The sequence below is a fragment of the Kitasatospora sp. NPDC086801 genome, assembly GCF_044745805.1.
Lineage (GTDB): Bacteria > Actinomycetota > Actinomycetes > Streptomycetales > Streptomycetaceae > Kitasatospora.
The window spans coordinates 23,818-37,648 of sequence record NZ_JBIVAX010000024.1; the positions used below are offsets into that span (position 1 = coordinate 23,818).

Annotated in this window: 15 protein-coding genes; 5 read left to right on the forward strand and 10 right to left on the reverse strand. The window is 75.3% G+C overall.

The genetic code is table 11. The annotated features are described in order from the left end of the window. Nucleotides 1-77: 77 nt before the first annotated feature. A complete protein-coding gene (locus ACIPLC_RS23425) occupies nt 78-908 on the reverse strand; it encodes an alpha/beta fold hydrolase (RefSeq protein ID WP_400474945.1) in 831 nt (276 codons plus the stop codon). A 57-nt stretch (nt 909-965) separates the two neighbouring features. Between ACIPLC_RS23425 and ACIPLC_RS23430 the strand changes: the two genes are divergently transcribed. Then, a complete protein-coding gene (locus ACIPLC_RS23430) occupies nt 966-1,439 on the forward strand; it encodes a MarR family winged helix-turn-helix transcriptional regulator (RefSeq protein ID WP_400474946.1) in 474 nt (157 codons plus the stop codon). Between the two features lie 44 nt (nt 1,440-1,483). Here the strand turns inward: ACIPLC_RS23430 and ACIPLC_RS23435 are convergent, their stop codons facing one another. Genes ACIPLC_RS23435 through ACIPLC_RS23445 form a run of 3 tightly spaced genes read right to left on the reverse strand, consistent with a single transcriptional unit; the run spans nt 1,484 to nt 2,968 of the window. Continuing rightward, entirely contained in the window at nt 1,484-2,209 is a 726-nt protein-coding gene (locus ACIPLC_RS23435; RefSeq protein ID WP_400474947.1) for a class I SAM-dependent methyltransferase, read from the reverse strand. Next, complete coding sequence (locus ACIPLC_RS23440; protein ID WP_400474948.1) at nt 2,206-2,712, reverse strand: hypothetical protein; 507 nt, start codon at nt 2,710-2,712, stop codon at nt 2,206-2,208. Before ACIPLC_RS23440 ends, ACIPLC_RS23435 begins: the two co-directional genes overlap by 4 nt. Nucleotides 2,713-2,737: 25 nt before the next feature. Next, nucleotides 2,738-2,968 (reverse strand): hypothetical protein, encoded by a 231-nt coding sequence (locus ACIPLC_RS23445; RefSeq protein ID WP_400474949.1) that lies wholly within the window; start codon nt 2,966-2,968, stop codon nt 2,738-2,740. A gap of 144 nt (nt 2,969-3,112) precedes the next feature. Here ACIPLC_RS23445 and ACIPLC_RS23450 point away from each other — a divergent pair, with 144 nt between their 5' ends. Next, nucleotides 3,113-3,739: a hypothetical protein gene (locus ACIPLC_RS23450; protein WP_400474950.1), complete on the forward strand. Its 627-nt coding sequence runs from the start codon at nt 3,113-3,115 to the stop codon at nt 3,737-3,739. 191 nt (nt 3,740-3,930) lie between these two features. On the opposite strand, the gene ACIPLC_RS23455 is transcribed toward ACIPLC_RS23450, so the two are convergent. The 6 genes from ACIPLC_RS23455 to ACIPLC_RS23480 form a co-directional block, all read right to left on the reverse strand. Continuing rightward, complete coding sequence (locus ACIPLC_RS23455; protein WP_400474951.1) at nt 3,931-6,087, reverse strand: acyltransferase family protein; 2,157 nt, start codon at nt 6,085-6,087, stop codon at nt 3,931-3,933. A gap of 171 nt (nt 6,088-6,258) precedes the next feature. Then, nucleotides 6,259-8,004: a glycosyltransferase family 2 protein gene (locus ACIPLC_RS23460; protein WP_400474952.1), complete on the reverse strand. Its 1,746-nt coding sequence runs from the start codon at nt 8,002-8,004 to the stop codon at nt 6,259-6,261. Between the two features lie 200 nt (nt 8,005-8,204). Further along, nucleotides 8,205-8,771, reverse strand: coding sequence for a GNAT family N-acetyltransferase (locus ACIPLC_RS23465; protein WP_400474953.1), 567 nt, complete (start codon nt 8,769-8,771; stop codon nt 8,205-8,207). A 375-nt stretch (nt 8,772-9,146) separates the two neighbouring features. After that, nucleotides 9,147-9,509 carry a hypothetical protein gene (locus tag ACIPLC_RS23470; protein ID WP_400474954.1) on the reverse strand — a complete coding sequence of 121 codons (363 nt, stop codon included), beginning with the start codon at nt 9,507-9,509 and terminating at the stop codon, nt 9,147-9,149. Between the two features lie 128 nt (nt 9,510-9,637). Next, nucleotides 9,638-10,267: a maleylpyruvate isomerase N-terminal domain-containing protein gene (locus ACIPLC_RS23475; RefSeq protein ID WP_400474955.1), complete on the reverse strand. Its 630-nt coding sequence runs from the start codon at nt 10,265-10,267 to the stop codon at nt 9,638-9,640. A gap of 98 nt (nt 10,268-10,365) precedes the next feature. Continuing rightward, complete coding sequence (locus ACIPLC_RS23480) at nt 10,366-10,995, reverse strand: TetR/AcrR family transcriptional regulator (RefSeq protein WP_400474956.1); 630 nt, start codon at nt 10,993-10,995, stop codon at nt 10,366-10,368. Between the two features lie 175 nt (nt 10,996-11,170). Here ACIPLC_RS23480 and ACIPLC_RS23485 point away from each other — a divergent pair, with 175 nt between their 5' ends. The 3 genes from ACIPLC_RS23485 (at nt 11,171) to ACIPLC_RS23495 (ending at nt 13,766) form a co-directional block, all read left to right on the forward strand. Next, entirely contained in the window at nt 11,171-11,929 is a 759-nt protein-coding gene (locus ACIPLC_RS23485) for an SDR family oxidoreductase (protein ID WP_400474957.1), read from the forward strand. 86 nt (nt 11,930-12,015) lie between these two features. After that, nucleotides 12,016-12,798: an SDR family NAD(P)-dependent oxidoreductase gene (locus ACIPLC_RS23490; protein ID WP_400474958.1), complete on the forward strand. Its 783-nt coding sequence runs from the start codon at nt 12,016-12,018 to the stop codon at nt 12,796-12,798. Beyond that, nucleotides 12,795-13,766, forward strand: coding sequence for an NADPH:quinone oxidoreductase family protein (locus ACIPLC_RS23495; protein ID WP_400474959.1), 972 nt, complete (start codon nt 12,795-12,797; stop codon nt 13,764-13,766). The genes ACIPLC_RS23490 and ACIPLC_RS23495 overlap by 4 nt, the downstream gene beginning before the upstream one ends. The last annotated feature ends 65 nt before the right edge of the window (nt 13,767-13,831 follow it).

Genomic DNA, 13,831 nt, shown 5'->3' on the forward strand with positions numbered 1-13,831 from the left:
CGCCCGGGCGGGGCCACTCGGGCGGGGCGAGGGCTCCCCCAGCCCCCGCCCCAGCTCTCTCCCCCGGCCTGCCCGGGTCAGCCCTCGCGGGCGGGCACGGTCCGGAGGAAGTCGTCGAGGAGCTCGTTGAAAGCGTCCGGGCGTTCCATGTTGGGGTAGTGGCCGGTGCCTTCGACGGTCGTCGTACGGCCGTCGGCGACGATGCGGACGAGGCGCTCGGCCATGCCGATGTGGTCGTCGGAGTCGATGCCGCCGTTGATGGCCAGCACCGGGACGCTGATCTTCGCCGCCCGCTCCCAGGTGTCGGTGACGGGCACCTGGTGGTCCGGCTCGGTGGGCGTGTGCTTGGCGAGGGTTCGCCGGGTCATGTCCTTCAACGCGCGCACGATGTCCTGGTCGACGTCGTCGAGCGTGCGGTGCGGGCCGGCCGCGAGCCGGGTGAACGCCGCGATCCAGCCCTCGAGGTCGCCCGCGGCCAGTGCGCGGGCTTCCTCCGCCTCGATCTCGCCGAGCCACGGGTCCACGAACTCGGGTTCGCTGGTACCGACGCCGCTGACGACCAACGCCCGTACCACATCCGGGTGTTCGAGCGCGGTGTCGACGACGATGGCGCCGCCCATCGACAGCCCGACCAGGATCGCGGGGCCGGTGCCGAGATGGCGCAGCAGGGCCGCGAGGTCATCGGCGTGCCGGAACGGGCCGGTCGCGTTGGAGGATTCGCCGTGGCCGCGGGCATCCGGCGCGATCACCCGGTAGTCGGCCGCGAAGGCGGCGATCTGGTCGTCCCACATGTGGTGGTCGAGGAGGCCGCCGTGCACCAGCACCAGCGGTCGGCCCGACCCGGTGTCACGGTAGGCGAGGTGGCTGCGGCCGTCGTCGAATGAGAACACGTCAGATGCGTCATTCATGACAACCAAGTTGCCATCTCTTTCGGAGATTGGCAACCGAGGTGTCATAATGGTGAGGTGACCGATACCGACGCCCCGCTCCCGCCCGACGTCCTCGCCCACCGGCTGATGGACGTGTTCGACCTGGTCGGCCCGCTGTACCGGCGGGTGCTCCGCAAGGTGGAACTCGCGGCGCCCATCGAGGGGCTGTCCGTCGGCGTGCGCGCCGTGCTGCTCCTGCTTGCGGAACACGGGCCCATGACCGTCCCTCAGATGGGCCGCGCGCAGGCACTGAGCAGGCAGTTCGTGCAGCGCATGGTCAACGACGCGGTGGCCCTGGACCTGGTCGAGACCACCCCGAACCCCGCCCACCAGCGGTCCTCGCTGATCCAACTGACCGACCACGGCAGGGCCGTCGTCACCGCGGCGAGCGCCCGCGAGCACGCCCTGCTCCGCCAGGTCGGCGGCGATCTGACCGAGGCCGACCTGACCGCCTGCGTGCACGTCCTCACGCAGATGCTCGAACTCTTCGACAACGTCGACGTGAACTGACCTCCGCACCGCGACTCGTGGGGCCAGGACGCCGGGAAGGCGCCCTACCCGAAGACCAGGCCCGTCCATCGGACGCCGGACCGGCCGTGCAGGTCGCCGCGTTCGGTGCGGTGGAGCAGCCGCAGGCCCCCGGCGGCGGCGAGCGCGATGGTCTCCTCGGGCGGGACGTCGAACATCCGGCGGCCCGGCGGGACGGGGCCGTGCCGCAGCGTCAGGGCGAGCCGCCCGCCCGGGGCGAGCAGGCGGCCGAGGGCGCCCATCGCCAACGGCCGCTCGGCGGGGGCGAGATGCATCCAGACGGCCGTCAGCAGGACGAGGTCGAAGCGTTCGGCCCCGACGCTCAGCCGCGGCAGCTCGGGCAGTGCGTCGGCGACCCAGCACACGCCGGAGCCGGTGTGCAACCGCTCGCCGACGGCGCGGAGTTCGGCGGTCGGCTCGACGGCCACCACCGGGTGTCCGAGGGCGGCGAGGGCGGCCGCGTCCCGCCCGGTGCCGGCGCCCACGTCGAGGACGGCGGCGGGCGGGGCCGGGTAGCTGTGCAGCAGGTCCGCGTGGACCTCGGCGAAGGTCACGCTCTCGTACTGGACGGCGAGTTCCTCAGCCGCCTCGCCGTAACCGGCCGTGCTCGAAAGCCCGTTCAGGCCTTCCGCCTCTTCCGCCTCTTCCAACCCGTCCACCCCGTCCGACCTGTCCAATCCGTCCACCCCGTTCAGGGCTGCCGCCCCGGTCGCCCCGTCCACGTCCACGTCCACGTCCGCCGCCCCGTTCACGCCTTCCGGTCCCGGACGACCACCGCATCGCCGGCCGCCGCCGCGCCGGCGAAGAAGTCCCGCAGCTCCCGCAGGTCCGCGACCACCCGGACCGCCCAGGTCTCGGACCACGGCGTCGGGTACCCCAGGCGCGCGACCGTCCGGGCCAGCACGGTGTCCTGCTGGCGCACGAGTTCGCCGAGCGCCGAGTCGCGCAGGAAGGTGAAGGCGGCCGCGACCTGCTCGGGGCTCAGCACCAGCAGGTCGGTCTGCACGGCGTCGGGTTCGCGACGCTCGCCGCCGTACACGGGAAGGCGGGCGGCCGGGTCGGGGTGCAGGCCGTTCTCGGTGAGCGCGAGTTCCATCAGCCGGGCGGTGCTCCGCACGCCGAGGAGGAGTCCGGCGGAGGCCAGCTGGTCGTAGCGGACGTCCTGCCGGTCGGGTACGAGCTCGCCGAGTTCCGTCGGCGTACAGGTGTCGACGTCCTGGCCGGGCAGGCGGCGCCAGAAATGATCCACGCTCACCCGGACAGCGTAACGAAAGGGCGGCTCACGCCTCGCCGGGGTGCCAGACGGGCCACTCCCAGGGGCGGTCCGCCCAGTGGACGCGGACCGGATCGCGCGGGTCGAGGTCCGGAAAGAGCTGGTGGATCCGGGGTTCGAACTCCTCGGGGGCGAGCGGCTCCCAGCCGTGGCCCTCGAAGTGGACCAGGCGGTAGCGGCTGTCGGTCCGGAAGTCGGCCACCTCGACCAGGTACGTGGACGTGCTGTTGGTCTCCATGCCCCCCAGCATGTGGCGCGGTGGCAATCGGCGCCCGTCCAGAACCCTCTTCCGGGTCATGTCCCGGCGTCGGCGCGCTCGTTGAGCACGGGGTAAGGCAGGGCGGGGGATTCGGCGGGGGTTCGGCGCTGGAAGGACGACAACATGACTGGGCAGCCCACCGGAGGACAGTGGCAGTGGCCACAGGACGCGTGGCAGCCGCCGCCGGTACCCGCCGCTACCCCGCCCGCCCCTGCTCCGGCGCCCGCACCGGCGTCACGGCGGTCGCGGAAGGCGTGGGCCGCCGCGGCCGTCGGGACCGTCGCCCTGCTCGCCGCCGTCCTGGCGATGTGCGGGCCCGGAACGGGAGACGAGCTGAACGTGGTGGCCCTGCCGCGCACCTCCCCCTCCCCGTCCGACCCGGCGGCGCCGGACCCGCCCGCGTTCTCCCCGCTCCCCACCACACCCGCACCGTCCCCGCTCCCGCCCCCCACCCCGGAGGGCACCGCGCCGGGCCCGGCCACGGCGGCGACCGCACCGAACGAGGACGAGCCGGCCGACGCGCAGCACGCGGCGACCCCGCACCCGAAGTCCGGCCGCACCGCGCGCCCCTCCCCGTCGGGCCACGGCACCCCCGGCCCGGCCGCGACCGGCGCCACCCCGGCGGCTCCGGCTCCCGGCGCGGCGCTGCCCACCCGCGGCCCGGGCGGCATCTGCGACCAGGCCGAACGCGTCGGCCGCTGGCCGGCGGGCTCGGAGCAGGCCCGCCTCTGCCACAACATCTACGGCTGAAACGGCGGCTGCGGCTGCGGCTCAGGCGGCGGCGGCTCAGGCTGCGGCGGCGGCGGCGGCGGCTCAGGCTGCGGCGGCCGAGGATCCGGCCCCGGCTGCCGAGTCGGCCGGCAGCCGACCCGCTCGCCCCCACGAGGAGGGCGCCCCGCCGGTCGGTCCGGCGGGGCGCCCCGGGTCGCGGGCCCGCCGCCCTACCCGGCCGCCTCCAGGAGTCCCTTGTCCAGGCGCGGCGCCAGGACCCGGGCCAGGGTGTCGGTGATGTGGCCGGTGTCGCGGTACAGCACCACGCCCTCCAGCACCGCCGGGCAGTCCGGTCCGCTGCCGGGGCACAGCAACGGGCCCAGGTCGAGGGTGCGGACGCCGTAGCGGGCGGCGAGGCCGCCGTCGAGCATCGGGTCCGGCTCGAAGGCGGTGTCGCGCGGGAAGAAGCAGGCGTCCGAGCGGCCGTCGGATGCGGCGAGGCAGGTCGGGATGTCCTTGCCGGGCATCGGGGTGTCGCCGAGGTAGGCGAGCGGGGCGCCGACGGCGGCGAGGCGGTCCAGGGTGCGCGTCCAGCCCTGGGTGCGTTCCTCCTGGCTGCCGTAGCGGTTGAGGCCGGCCATCAGGACGAGGCGCGGCCTGGACCCGGAGGTGAGCCGGGTGAGGGTGTTCTCGCGCCAGCGGTCGCACTCGTCGAAGGTCCGGCCGAGGACGTTGTTGCGCACGGTGAGGGTGGCGAGCGGGCAGCCGGGCTTGACCAGGACCTCCAGGGCCCAGTGCCGCTGCTCGGCCATCGCGAGTGCGGAGGATATCCACTGGCCGGCGTGCGAGTCGCCGAGCAGCACGATCCGGTCGGGGCTGTCCTCGGCGCCGAACAGGCAGCGCGGGCTGCTGTCGGCGTTCAGCGGGATCTCGCAGCCCTTGCCGGGCGGGAAGTCCTCCCGGGCGCGGGCCAGCGAGGGGGTCAGGCCGAGCACCCGCGCGCCGGGGGCGAGCAGGGCCGGGCCGGTCGGGGCCCCGGCCGGGGCGGCGGCGGGCGTGTCGGCGGTGCCGCCGAGAGCGCGGACCGTGCCGCCGCCGAGGGCGAGGGCGGCGATCAGCGGGATCACGAGGGCGCTGGCGCCGACCGCGAGGCCCCGGCGCGGCGCCGGGCTGCTGCCGTACCGCAGCGGCTGCTCGACGAGCCGCATGGTGAGCCAGGCGGGCAGCGCGCTGGCGGCGGCGAGCGCGGCCAGGGTGGTCCAGGGCAGGGCGCCGTAGCGGGCCTGGGCGATGGTCAGCACCGGCCAGTGCCAGAGGTACCAGGCGTACGAGAGGCGCCCGGCGGCGCGCAGCGGGCGGCTGGCGAGGAGGCGTCCGGCGTCGGTGGCGCCGAGCGCGCGATGGGCGGGGCCGGCGAGCAGGACGGCGGCCGTGCCGAGGACGGGCAGCAGCGCGGCGGTGCCGGGGAAGGGGGTGTTCCGGTCGTAGAGCAGGATCGACGCGAGGACGGCCGCGGCGCCGGCCCAGCCGAGCAGTCGCAGCGACCAGGCCGTCCCGCGCCGCTGCGCGCGGCCGGCCAGGGCGCCGCCGAGCAGCGCGGCGCACGCGCCGGCCGCGAACTCCCAGAGCCGGCTGGCGGTGGAGAAGTAGGCGAGCGGCGCCGAGGTCGCCGTCCACCGGACGCACAGCAGCAGCGAGACCGCACCGATGGCCGTGGTGGCCAGGGTGATCGCGACGGTGCGGCGGCGGCCGTGCAGGTAGCGGGCGAGGCCGAGCAGCAGGACGCCCCACAGCAGGTAGAACTGGTTCTCCACGCCGAGCGACCAGAAGTGCTGGAGCGGGCTGGGGGCGTGTTCGGCGGCCAGGTAGTCGGTCTGCTGGCCGACGAAGCGCCAGTTGACGAACTGTCCGGCGGAGGCCATCAGGTCGCGGGCGAGGTCGGTGCCGCGCAGCGGGTCGAGCAGCGCGCCACCGGCGACGGCGGTGGCGACCAGGACGGTGGCGGCGGCGGGCAGGATGCGGCGGGCGCGGCGGGCGGCGAAGTCCCACAGGCCGATCGGGCGGCCGAGCAGCAGTCCGGTGATGAGGAAGCCGGAGATGACGAAGAAGACGTCGACGCCGACGTAGCCGCCGGCGAAGCCGGGAACGGCGGCGTGGTAGGCGAGGACGGAGAGGACGGCGACGCCGCGCAGGCCCTCGATGTCGGGGCGGAAGCCGGTGCGCCGCTGGGCCTGCGGCGGTGCGACGGCCGCTGCGGCGGGGCGCCGCTCGGGCGCGGCCTGCCGGTCCACCCGGACGACGCCGGGCAGCAGTTCGGCCGAGGCCGTGACGGCAGGGGAGGAAGGGGCGGAAAGGGACGACGACGGTGGTGGTACGGCCGTTGACACGGCGGTGCTCCTTGCAGGGGCAGGCAGCGGGTGGTCGGGACCGCCGGGCCGATGGGGCGGCCGGGCGGTGGCATCCGCGCCGGTGGGGCGACGCGCAGGGAAACGCGGTGGATCCGAACGAAGTTGATGAGTCGTCAGACATCGACTTTGACGTCAGGGATTGAGGGAACCTCAGAAGATCAGCGGATCGGCCCAACCGGAGGCCAGCAGCCCGCAGAGCAGCAGCACGGCGGTGACGGCGACGGCCTCCGCGTGGCCGAAGCCCAGGTCGGACCGGCGCCGCACGGGCGGGGCGACCTCGCCGACGGCGGCCCCGTTGCCGCCGCGCAGGAGCGGCCACAGGGACCGGATCAGCGGGATCATGGTGTACGCGGTGAGCGCGAGCAGCGCGGTGAGCGCCCAGTACGGCTGCCAGCCGTACAGCACGGCGGCGCGGACGAGTCCGGCGATGCCCGCGAGGACGACGAACCCCAGCCAGCCGACGCCGATCCGGGCGACCGCCTTGGCCAGTGAACTGCCGCCCGACACGGCGCCGGTGGGCACCCAGTCGGCGCTGCGGCGGCGCAGCGCGTGCACGATGGCGACCACGTGGCAGAGCCCGCCGAGGAGTTGGACCCGGGTGACCTCGAAGCGCCACCGGGTGCGGGACATCGCGGGCAGCAGGACGAGCGAGACCCAGATCGGCGGCAGGAACGGCAGCACCTGCCACGGTTCGATCTCGCCGGGCGCGAAGAACAGCATGATCAGGGCGGGCAGCGGGACGGCGAAGACGTTCACCGCGCTGGTGACGTAGCCGAGGATGCCGTTCCAGAAGCAGAGCCGGGCGGAGCGGGAGAGGGCCTTTCCGGACGCCCCCGGCCCGCGGCGGAAGTCCGGGTCGCGGACGAGCGCGAGGGAGCCGAGGCACCAGCGGTACTGCTGGCTGATGAAGGCGGGCAGGCCGGTGGGCGACATGCCCTTGGCGACCAGGGCGGGCACGTACCGGGTGGTCCACCCGGCGCGGGCGAGCGAGAGTCCGGTGTAGAGGTCCTCGCTGTGGTCGATCTCGGCGAAGCCGCCGACGCGCATGAGTGCGGCGCGGCGGTAGAGGGCGTTGGTGCCGCAGCAGACGGTGCCGTCCTGCGCGTCCCGGGAGGGCTGGATCCAGCGGTAGAAGATCTCCTGGGTGGCTCCCGCGGCGCGTTCGAGCCAGGACATGTCGGCGTCCGTGTCGAAGCACTGCGGGCTCTGCACGATGCCGACCTCGGGGGTGTCGAGGTAGGGCACCAGGTGGTGCAGGAAGTCGGGGCGGGGGCAGAAGTCGGCGTCCAGGACGGCGATGATCTCGCCGTTGCCCTCGGCCAGCCCGTGGTTGAGGTTGCCGGCCTTCTTGAACCGGCCGCGGTCGGGGCGGGCGCGGTACTGGAAGCCGAAGGACTCGGCGAGTTCGCGCACCTCGGGGCGGGCGGCGTCGTCGAGGACGATGACGGTCAGCTCGCCGCCCCAGCGGACGGCGGCGGTGTGGCGGTAGGCGTTCTCCAGGACGGCCAGCGGCTCGCCGGCGGTCGGCAGCAGCAGGTCGACGCTGGGGTGGCGGGCGGGCTGCCAGGCGCGCATCAGCAGGTCGTGCGAGTCGCGGGTGTAGCGGCGGGCGCGCTGGCCGTCGGTGAGCGAGAGCAGCCAGGTGGCCGCGTTGAGCACGGTGAGCACCAGGAAGGGCCAGAGCAGCGGCCGGCTGAGGGCGAACAGGCCGAGGGTGGCGGTGGCTCCCGCGTAGGAGAGGGTGGCGCAGAGCAGCACCCAGCGGCGCTGCGGGCCGAAGTACCAGTAGAGCTCCTCGTCGTCGGGCGGGCTGGGCAGGCGGAGGTCGGGGTCCGCGGGGATCCGGCGCGGGCCGGCGTCGGGCGCGGGCATGGCGGTGCCATGGAGTACGGGCATGCGGAAGTGGCCCCCCTGGGCATGGGACGGAACGTGGCCGTTCGCCCTCAGCCTCTCACATTGGCCTAGACCAATCATGAACGAGGTATGACATCTCCGCATCACCCCTGGTCAGTGACTTGACATGTCATCACGTACCGACGATCCGTCAAGCGATCATGGATTCGACCCCGAGCAACCGCCCGCCCGCGCCCCTGCGGTCAGGCCTTCTTCAGCACCTTCGTCAGCGTCTCGAACCGCAGGTCGGGGCGCAGCGGGACACCGAAACGCTCGTCGCCGTACGGGAACGGGGTGAAGACCCCGGTCCGGCGGAAACCGCGCCGCTCGTACCAGGCGATCAGGTCGGCGCGCTGCTCGATCACGGTCATCTCCAGCTCGCCCACGCCCCACTCCTGGCCGGCCAGCCGCTCGGCCTCGGCGAGCACCGCCCGGCCGAGGCCGCCGCCCTGGAGCCCGGGGCGCACCGAGAACATGCCGAAGTAGGCGCGGTCCCCGCGGTGCTCCAGCTGGCAGCAGGCGACCAGTTCGCCGTCCCGCTCGGCGACCAGCAGCACCCCGTCGGAGCGGCCGATGACCGCGGCGACGCCCTCGGCATCGGTGCGCTGGCCCTCCAGCAGGTCCGCCTCGGTGGTCCAGCCGGCCCGGCTGGCGTCGCCGCGGTAGGCGGACTCGACCAGCTCGACCAGCGCCGGTACGTCGGCGAGGGTGGCGGGGCGGAAGGCGGGCTGCCCGGTGGGCCGGGCGGGGTTGGGGATGGTCTCGGACATGGCGGATCCTCATTCTGCGTGCGGTGGCACCGCCCGCCGCTCGTGCCTGCGGCGTGGCGCGGGCCGTCCCTGGGGACCGGCCTGCGGGCATCGTGCCACAGCCCGTGGACCGGCCCCGAGACCCGGGACCTGCGGTGACACCCCCCGCGAACGCGCCGGGCGGCGGCACGGGGCCCGGCCGCCATCCACCCCGAGCGCGGCTTCGCCGACTCCGCCGTCCCGGCCCACGAGCCCCGCCCCGGCACCGGCCCGGCACCCGCCCAGCACCGGCCCGGCACCACCCCGGCCGCCCCGGGGCCCACAGCACGCGAACAGCCCTTCCCCGCAAGCGGTTTCGGGGAAGGGCTGTTCGGTGGCGCGACCGGCCGGGGCAGGTCAGCGCGGAGCGGTGAGCTCCGGGGCGAAGACCGTGCCCAGCGGCTCGGGGCCGATGTACTGCTGGCAGGCGCAGGGGCGCGGCTCGAACTGGAGCGGTCGGCGGTCGGCGTCCCAGGCGGTGGGGGCCTCGACTACCTCGTGGCAGCGGCCGCTCCGGTCGTGCTTGGCCAGGTGGTGGGTGCAGCCGCAGACCGGCTCGGGCGGACGCTGGGCCGCCTCCACGGCGAGGCGCCGGCGCTCGGCGGCGTCGAGCAGTTCGAGCCTGCGCTCGTGCCGGACCTTCAACGCCCGCCGGACGCTGTTGGCGACCCACCCTCCGCCGTACACGACTGCGGGCAGCGCCCACCATGCGACGTCCATCGACCGTTCCCCCGGTTCCCCCGTTGTGCTGTCGTCGGCCAGATCATATGCCCGACCTGTACGGACAGGCCCGGGGCGGCACGGGGCGGCACGGGGCGGCACGGGGCGGCACGGGGCGTCACGGGGCGTCAGCGGATGACGGGCAGGACCGCCGCGGTGCCGCGACCGGCCGCCGCCTCGATGAAGGCCACCGGGTCGGCGACCTCGGCGAGCAGGGCGCGGGTGAAGTGCAGGGCGCCGTCCGCCGGGGGCGGGCCGCCGATCGCCGCGATCAGGTCGAGCAGGTGGACGGTCGCCTCCATCAGCGCCACCTCGCCGAGCGCGCCGACCGTCACGGTGCCGAGCAGCGGGTGGGCCACCGTGGTGGCGGGCGCCAGGTCGGCGATGCCGGCCAGCGCGGCCGGGCCCTCGGCCCCGAAGCGGGCGATCAGCTCGGCCGGTCCGGCCGCCGCGGCCGCCTCCTTCGCCATCTCGGCGACCTGCCCGGCGGCGGTGTGCGCGATCCCACCCGGCCGGTTGAAGAACCGCAGGATGCCCGCCCCGGTCGTCAGCTCGGCCGGGCCGTCGACCACGGCGTCGCGCAGCCCGGCGAACATCTCCGGCACCGGCGCCACGTGCGCGTACAGGTCCTGCACGGTCCAGTCGGGCAGCCGGGTGGCGAGCCCCCACGACGCGCCGTCCAGGGCCGCGCCGCGCTCCGCCCAGGTGGCCCAGGCCTCGGCCAACAGCTCGGTCACATCGTCGGTCTGACGCGTCATCGGTCCCCCTCGGAGTACATGGCAACTGAGTTGTCATCCTACCGGTCGCCGATCGAAGCCGCCCGGCAGGTCCGGGGCCGACCGGGCAGCCCGGCGGATCAGACCCGGGCGCCGAGCATCCTGAGCACCAACTCGCCGTAGCGGAGGCCGAGTTCATCGGGCGTCTCGGTGGAGCGGTCGGTGAACCAGCGGGAGACGTCGATGCCCAGCGAAGTGACCGCGCGGGCCGCCGTCCGGACCTCGGACACCTGGAAGGCGCCGGCCGCCACACCCGCCTCGATCAGCGCGCTGACCTCGCGCTCGATGTCCAGCCGCAGCGCCGCGACCACCGCGTAGGCGTCCTCGGGCAGCGCGTGCAGCTCGTAGTTGACCACCCGGCCGACCGTGCGGGCCCGGGCGTGCCAGGCGGTGAACTCCTCGACCAGCCGGCGCATCCGGTCCGCCGGGTCGCCCTCGCCGGCCGCCGCCGCCCGGACCAGCTCCAGCGTGGCCGCGTGGCCGGCCTGGCTGATCTCGGCCAGCAGCGCGGCCTTGGACTGGTAGTGGATGTACAGCGCCGCCGGGCTCATCCCGGCGGCGGTGGCGATGTCCCGGGTGGTGGTGGCGTGGAAGCCGCGCTCCGCGAAGGATTCGACGGCCGCCTGGAGCAGCCGGTACGCCGCCTCGGGGCGGGAGTCGGCGCCGCCGGGCAGGGTGGGCCAGAGGTCGGCGATCGGCGTGCTGGTCATGGCGCCATCCTCCCAGAGAACTCGCACACACATTCCCCGCCGACCGGTCGGCGGACTGTTGACAGGCTCCCGCACCGACACCATGCTGAGCAAGCGCTTAGTCAGCCGGTGGAACCGGCATCCCGCCGAACCGGCACTCCCCGTCGAACGTTCCGCGCGAAAGGCAGGACCCTCCGTGGCGTACTCCTTCAAGGGCCGGGTGGCCGTCGTCACCGGATCGAGCCGGGGCATCGGCCTCGGCATCGCACGCGAGCTGGTCGCCCGCGGCGCCAAGGTCTGCCTGACCGCCCGCACCCCCGAGCCGCTCGCCGAGGCCGTCCGCGACCTGGGCGGGCCGGAGAACGCCATCGCCGTCGCCGGCAAGACCGACGACCCGGCGCACCAGGAGGAGGCCGTCGCCCGCACCCTGGAGGCCTTCGGCCGGCTCGACCACCTGGTCAACAACACCGGCATCAACCCGGTCTACGGTCCGGTGCTCGGCACCGACGAGGCCGCCGCCGCCAAGATCCTCGCCGTCAACGTGCTGGCCCCGCTGGCCTGGACCCGCCGCGCGCACGCCGCCTGGATGGGCGAGCACGGCGGCTCGGTGGTCAACGTCGCCTCCGTCGCGGGCATCCGCTCCTCGCCCGGGATCGGCATGTACGGGGTCAGCAAGGCCGCGCTGATCCGGCTCACCACCGAACTCGCCGCCGAACTGGGCGGCCAGGACATCCGGGTCAACGCCGTCGCCCCCGCCGTGGTCAAGACCAAGTTCGCCGAGGCCCTGTACGAGGGCCGGGAGGAGCAGGTCGCCGCCGCCTACCCGCTCGGCCGGCTCGGCGTGCCCGAGGACGTCGCGGGCGCGGTCGCCTTCCTGCTCTCCGCGGACGCCGCCTGGATCACCGGCCAGACCCTGGTCGTGGACGGCGGCGTCACCCTCGGCGGCGGCCTGTGAGCGGCGCACCGGCGGCGGACGCAGCGGTGACAGCCGCAGCGGCGTCGGACGCACCCGCGACGGGCACAGCGGTGACGGACGCACCCGTGGCTGACTTCGCCGGCCAGGGCGTGGTGGTGACCGGCGGCGGGCGCGGCATCGGCGCCGCCCTGGCCCGGGCCTTCGCCGCGGCCGGCGCCCGGGTGGTGGTCAACGACCTGGACGCCGACGCCGCCCGCGCCGTCGCCGCGGACTGCGGCGGCACCGCCGCCCCGGGGGACGCCGCCTCCGCCGAGGGCCTGGCCGCCCTGGTCGGGCGGGCCCGGGCCGCGCTCGGCGAGATCGACGTGTGGTGCGCCAACGCGGGCGTCGCCCCCGTCGGCGGGGCCGACGCGCCCGCCGCGGCCTGGGCGAGCGCGTGGGAGGTCAACGTCCTCGCCCACGTCCGGGCCGCCGAACTGCTGCTCCCCCGCTGGCTGGAGCGCGGCGGCGGCCGCTTCCTCGCCACCGTCTCCGCCGCCGGGCTGCTCACCATGCTCGGCTCGGCCCCGTACGCGGTCAGCAAACACGGCGCGCTCGCCTTCGCCGAGTGGCTCTCCGCGACGTACCGCCACCGCGGCGTCCGGGTCCACGCGCTCTGCCCGCAGGGCGTGCGCACCGACATGCTCGCCTCGACCGGCGCGGTCGGCGAGGCCCTGCTCGCGCCCACCGCGCTGGACCCGGAGGATGTCGCCGAGGCGGCGCTGGCCGGGCTGCGCGAGGGCCGCTTCCTGATCCTGCCGCACCCCGAGGTCGCCGAGTACTACCGGGTCCGGGCCACCGAACCGGACCGCTGGATCAACGGGATGAACCGGCTCCAGCAGGGGCTGGAGAGGAGCGAGGCACTGTGAGGGCCTGGCAGGTGGAGCAGCTCGGCGAGCCGGGCGAGGTGATGCGGCTCGCCGACGACGTGCCGCGGCCGGTGCCCGGGCCGGGGCAGCTGCTGGTCCGGGTGCGGGCCGCGGCGGTCAACTTCCCGGACGCGCTGATGGTGCGCGGCCAGTACCAGGTCCGCCCGCCGCTGCCGTTCACGCCCGGCGTGGAGCTGTGCGGCGAGGTGGCGGACGGCGCCCGGCGGGGCGAGCGGCTGATCGGCAACCCGGTGCTGCCGCACGGCGCCTTCGCCGAGTACGCGCTGCTGGACGCGGCGGCCGCCTTCCCCGCGCCCGGGGCGCTGGACGACGCCGAGGCGGCCGCGCTGCACATCGGTTACCAGACCGCGTGGTTCGCCCTGCACCGCCGGGCCCGGCTGGCGGCCGGCGAGACCCTGCTGGTGCACGCGGCGGCGGGCGGCGTGGGCAGCGCGGCGGTCCAGCTGGGCCGGGCCGCCGGGGCCCGGGTGGTCGCCGTGGTCGGCGGCCCCGCCAAGGCGCAGGCGGCCCGGGCGCTCGGCGCCGACCTGGTGGTGGACCGGACGGCCGGGGGCTTCGTCGCCGCCGTCAAGGAGTTCACCGGCGGGCGCGGCGCGGACGTGGTCTTCGACCCGGTCGGCGGGGACGCCTACACCGGCTCCACCAAGTGCGTCGCCTTCGAGGGCCGGATCGTGGTGGTCGGCTTCGCCGCCGGCCGGATCCCGGCCCCGGCCCTCAACCACGCCCTGGTGAAGAACTACGCCATCCTCGGCCTGCACTGGGGCCTCTACAACACCCACGACCCGCAGGCCGTCCGCGCCGCCCACGACGAACTGACCCGCCTCGCCACCCAGGGGGTGGTCCGCCCCCTGGTGAGCGCCCGGGTGCCCCTCGCCGGGGCCGCCGAAGCCGTCCAGCTCGTCGCCGACGGCCGCAGCACCGGCCGGATCGCCGTCCTGGGGGACTGAACGCCGCCGGTACGCGCGGTTCAGGAGTTGCGGCGGGCGGACTTCGTGTTCCCGAGCCACCGGCC

Excerpts from the sequence above, each read along its gene's own strand:
- ACIPLC_RS23425 (WP_400474945.1), bottom strand. The coding sequence starts at position 908 with ATGAATGACGCATCTGACGTGTTCTCATTCGACGACGGCCGCAGCCAC.
- ACIPLC_RS23445 (WP_400474949.1), bottom strand. The coding sequence starts at position 2,968 with ATGGAGACCAACAGCACGTCCACGTACCTGGTCGAGGTGGCCGACTTC.
- ACIPLC_RS23450 (WP_400474950.1), top strand. The coding sequence starts at position 3,113 with ATGACTGGGCAGCCCACCGGAGGACAGTGGCAGTGGCCACAGGACGCG.
- ACIPLC_RS23460 (WP_400474952.1), bottom strand. The coding sequence starts at position 8,004 with ATGCCCGTACTCCATGGCACCGCCATGCCCGCGCCCGACGCCGGCCCG.
- ACIPLC_RS23465 (WP_400474953.1), bottom strand. The coding sequence starts at position 8,771 with ATGTCCGAGACCATCCCCAACCCCGCCCGGCCCACCGGGCAGCCCGCC.
- ACIPLC_RS23470 (WP_400474954.1), bottom strand. The coding sequence starts at position 9,509 with ATGGACGTCGCATGGTGGGCGCTGCCCGCAGTCGTGTACGGCGGAGGG.
- ACIPLC_RS23475 (WP_400474955.1), bottom strand. The coding sequence starts at position 10,267 with ATGACGCGTCAGACCGACGATGTGACCGAGCTGTTGGCCGAGGCCTGG.
- ACIPLC_RS23480 (WP_400474956.1), bottom strand. The coding sequence starts at position 10,995 with ATGACCAGCACGCCGATCGCCGACCTCTGGCCCACCCTGCCCGGCGGC.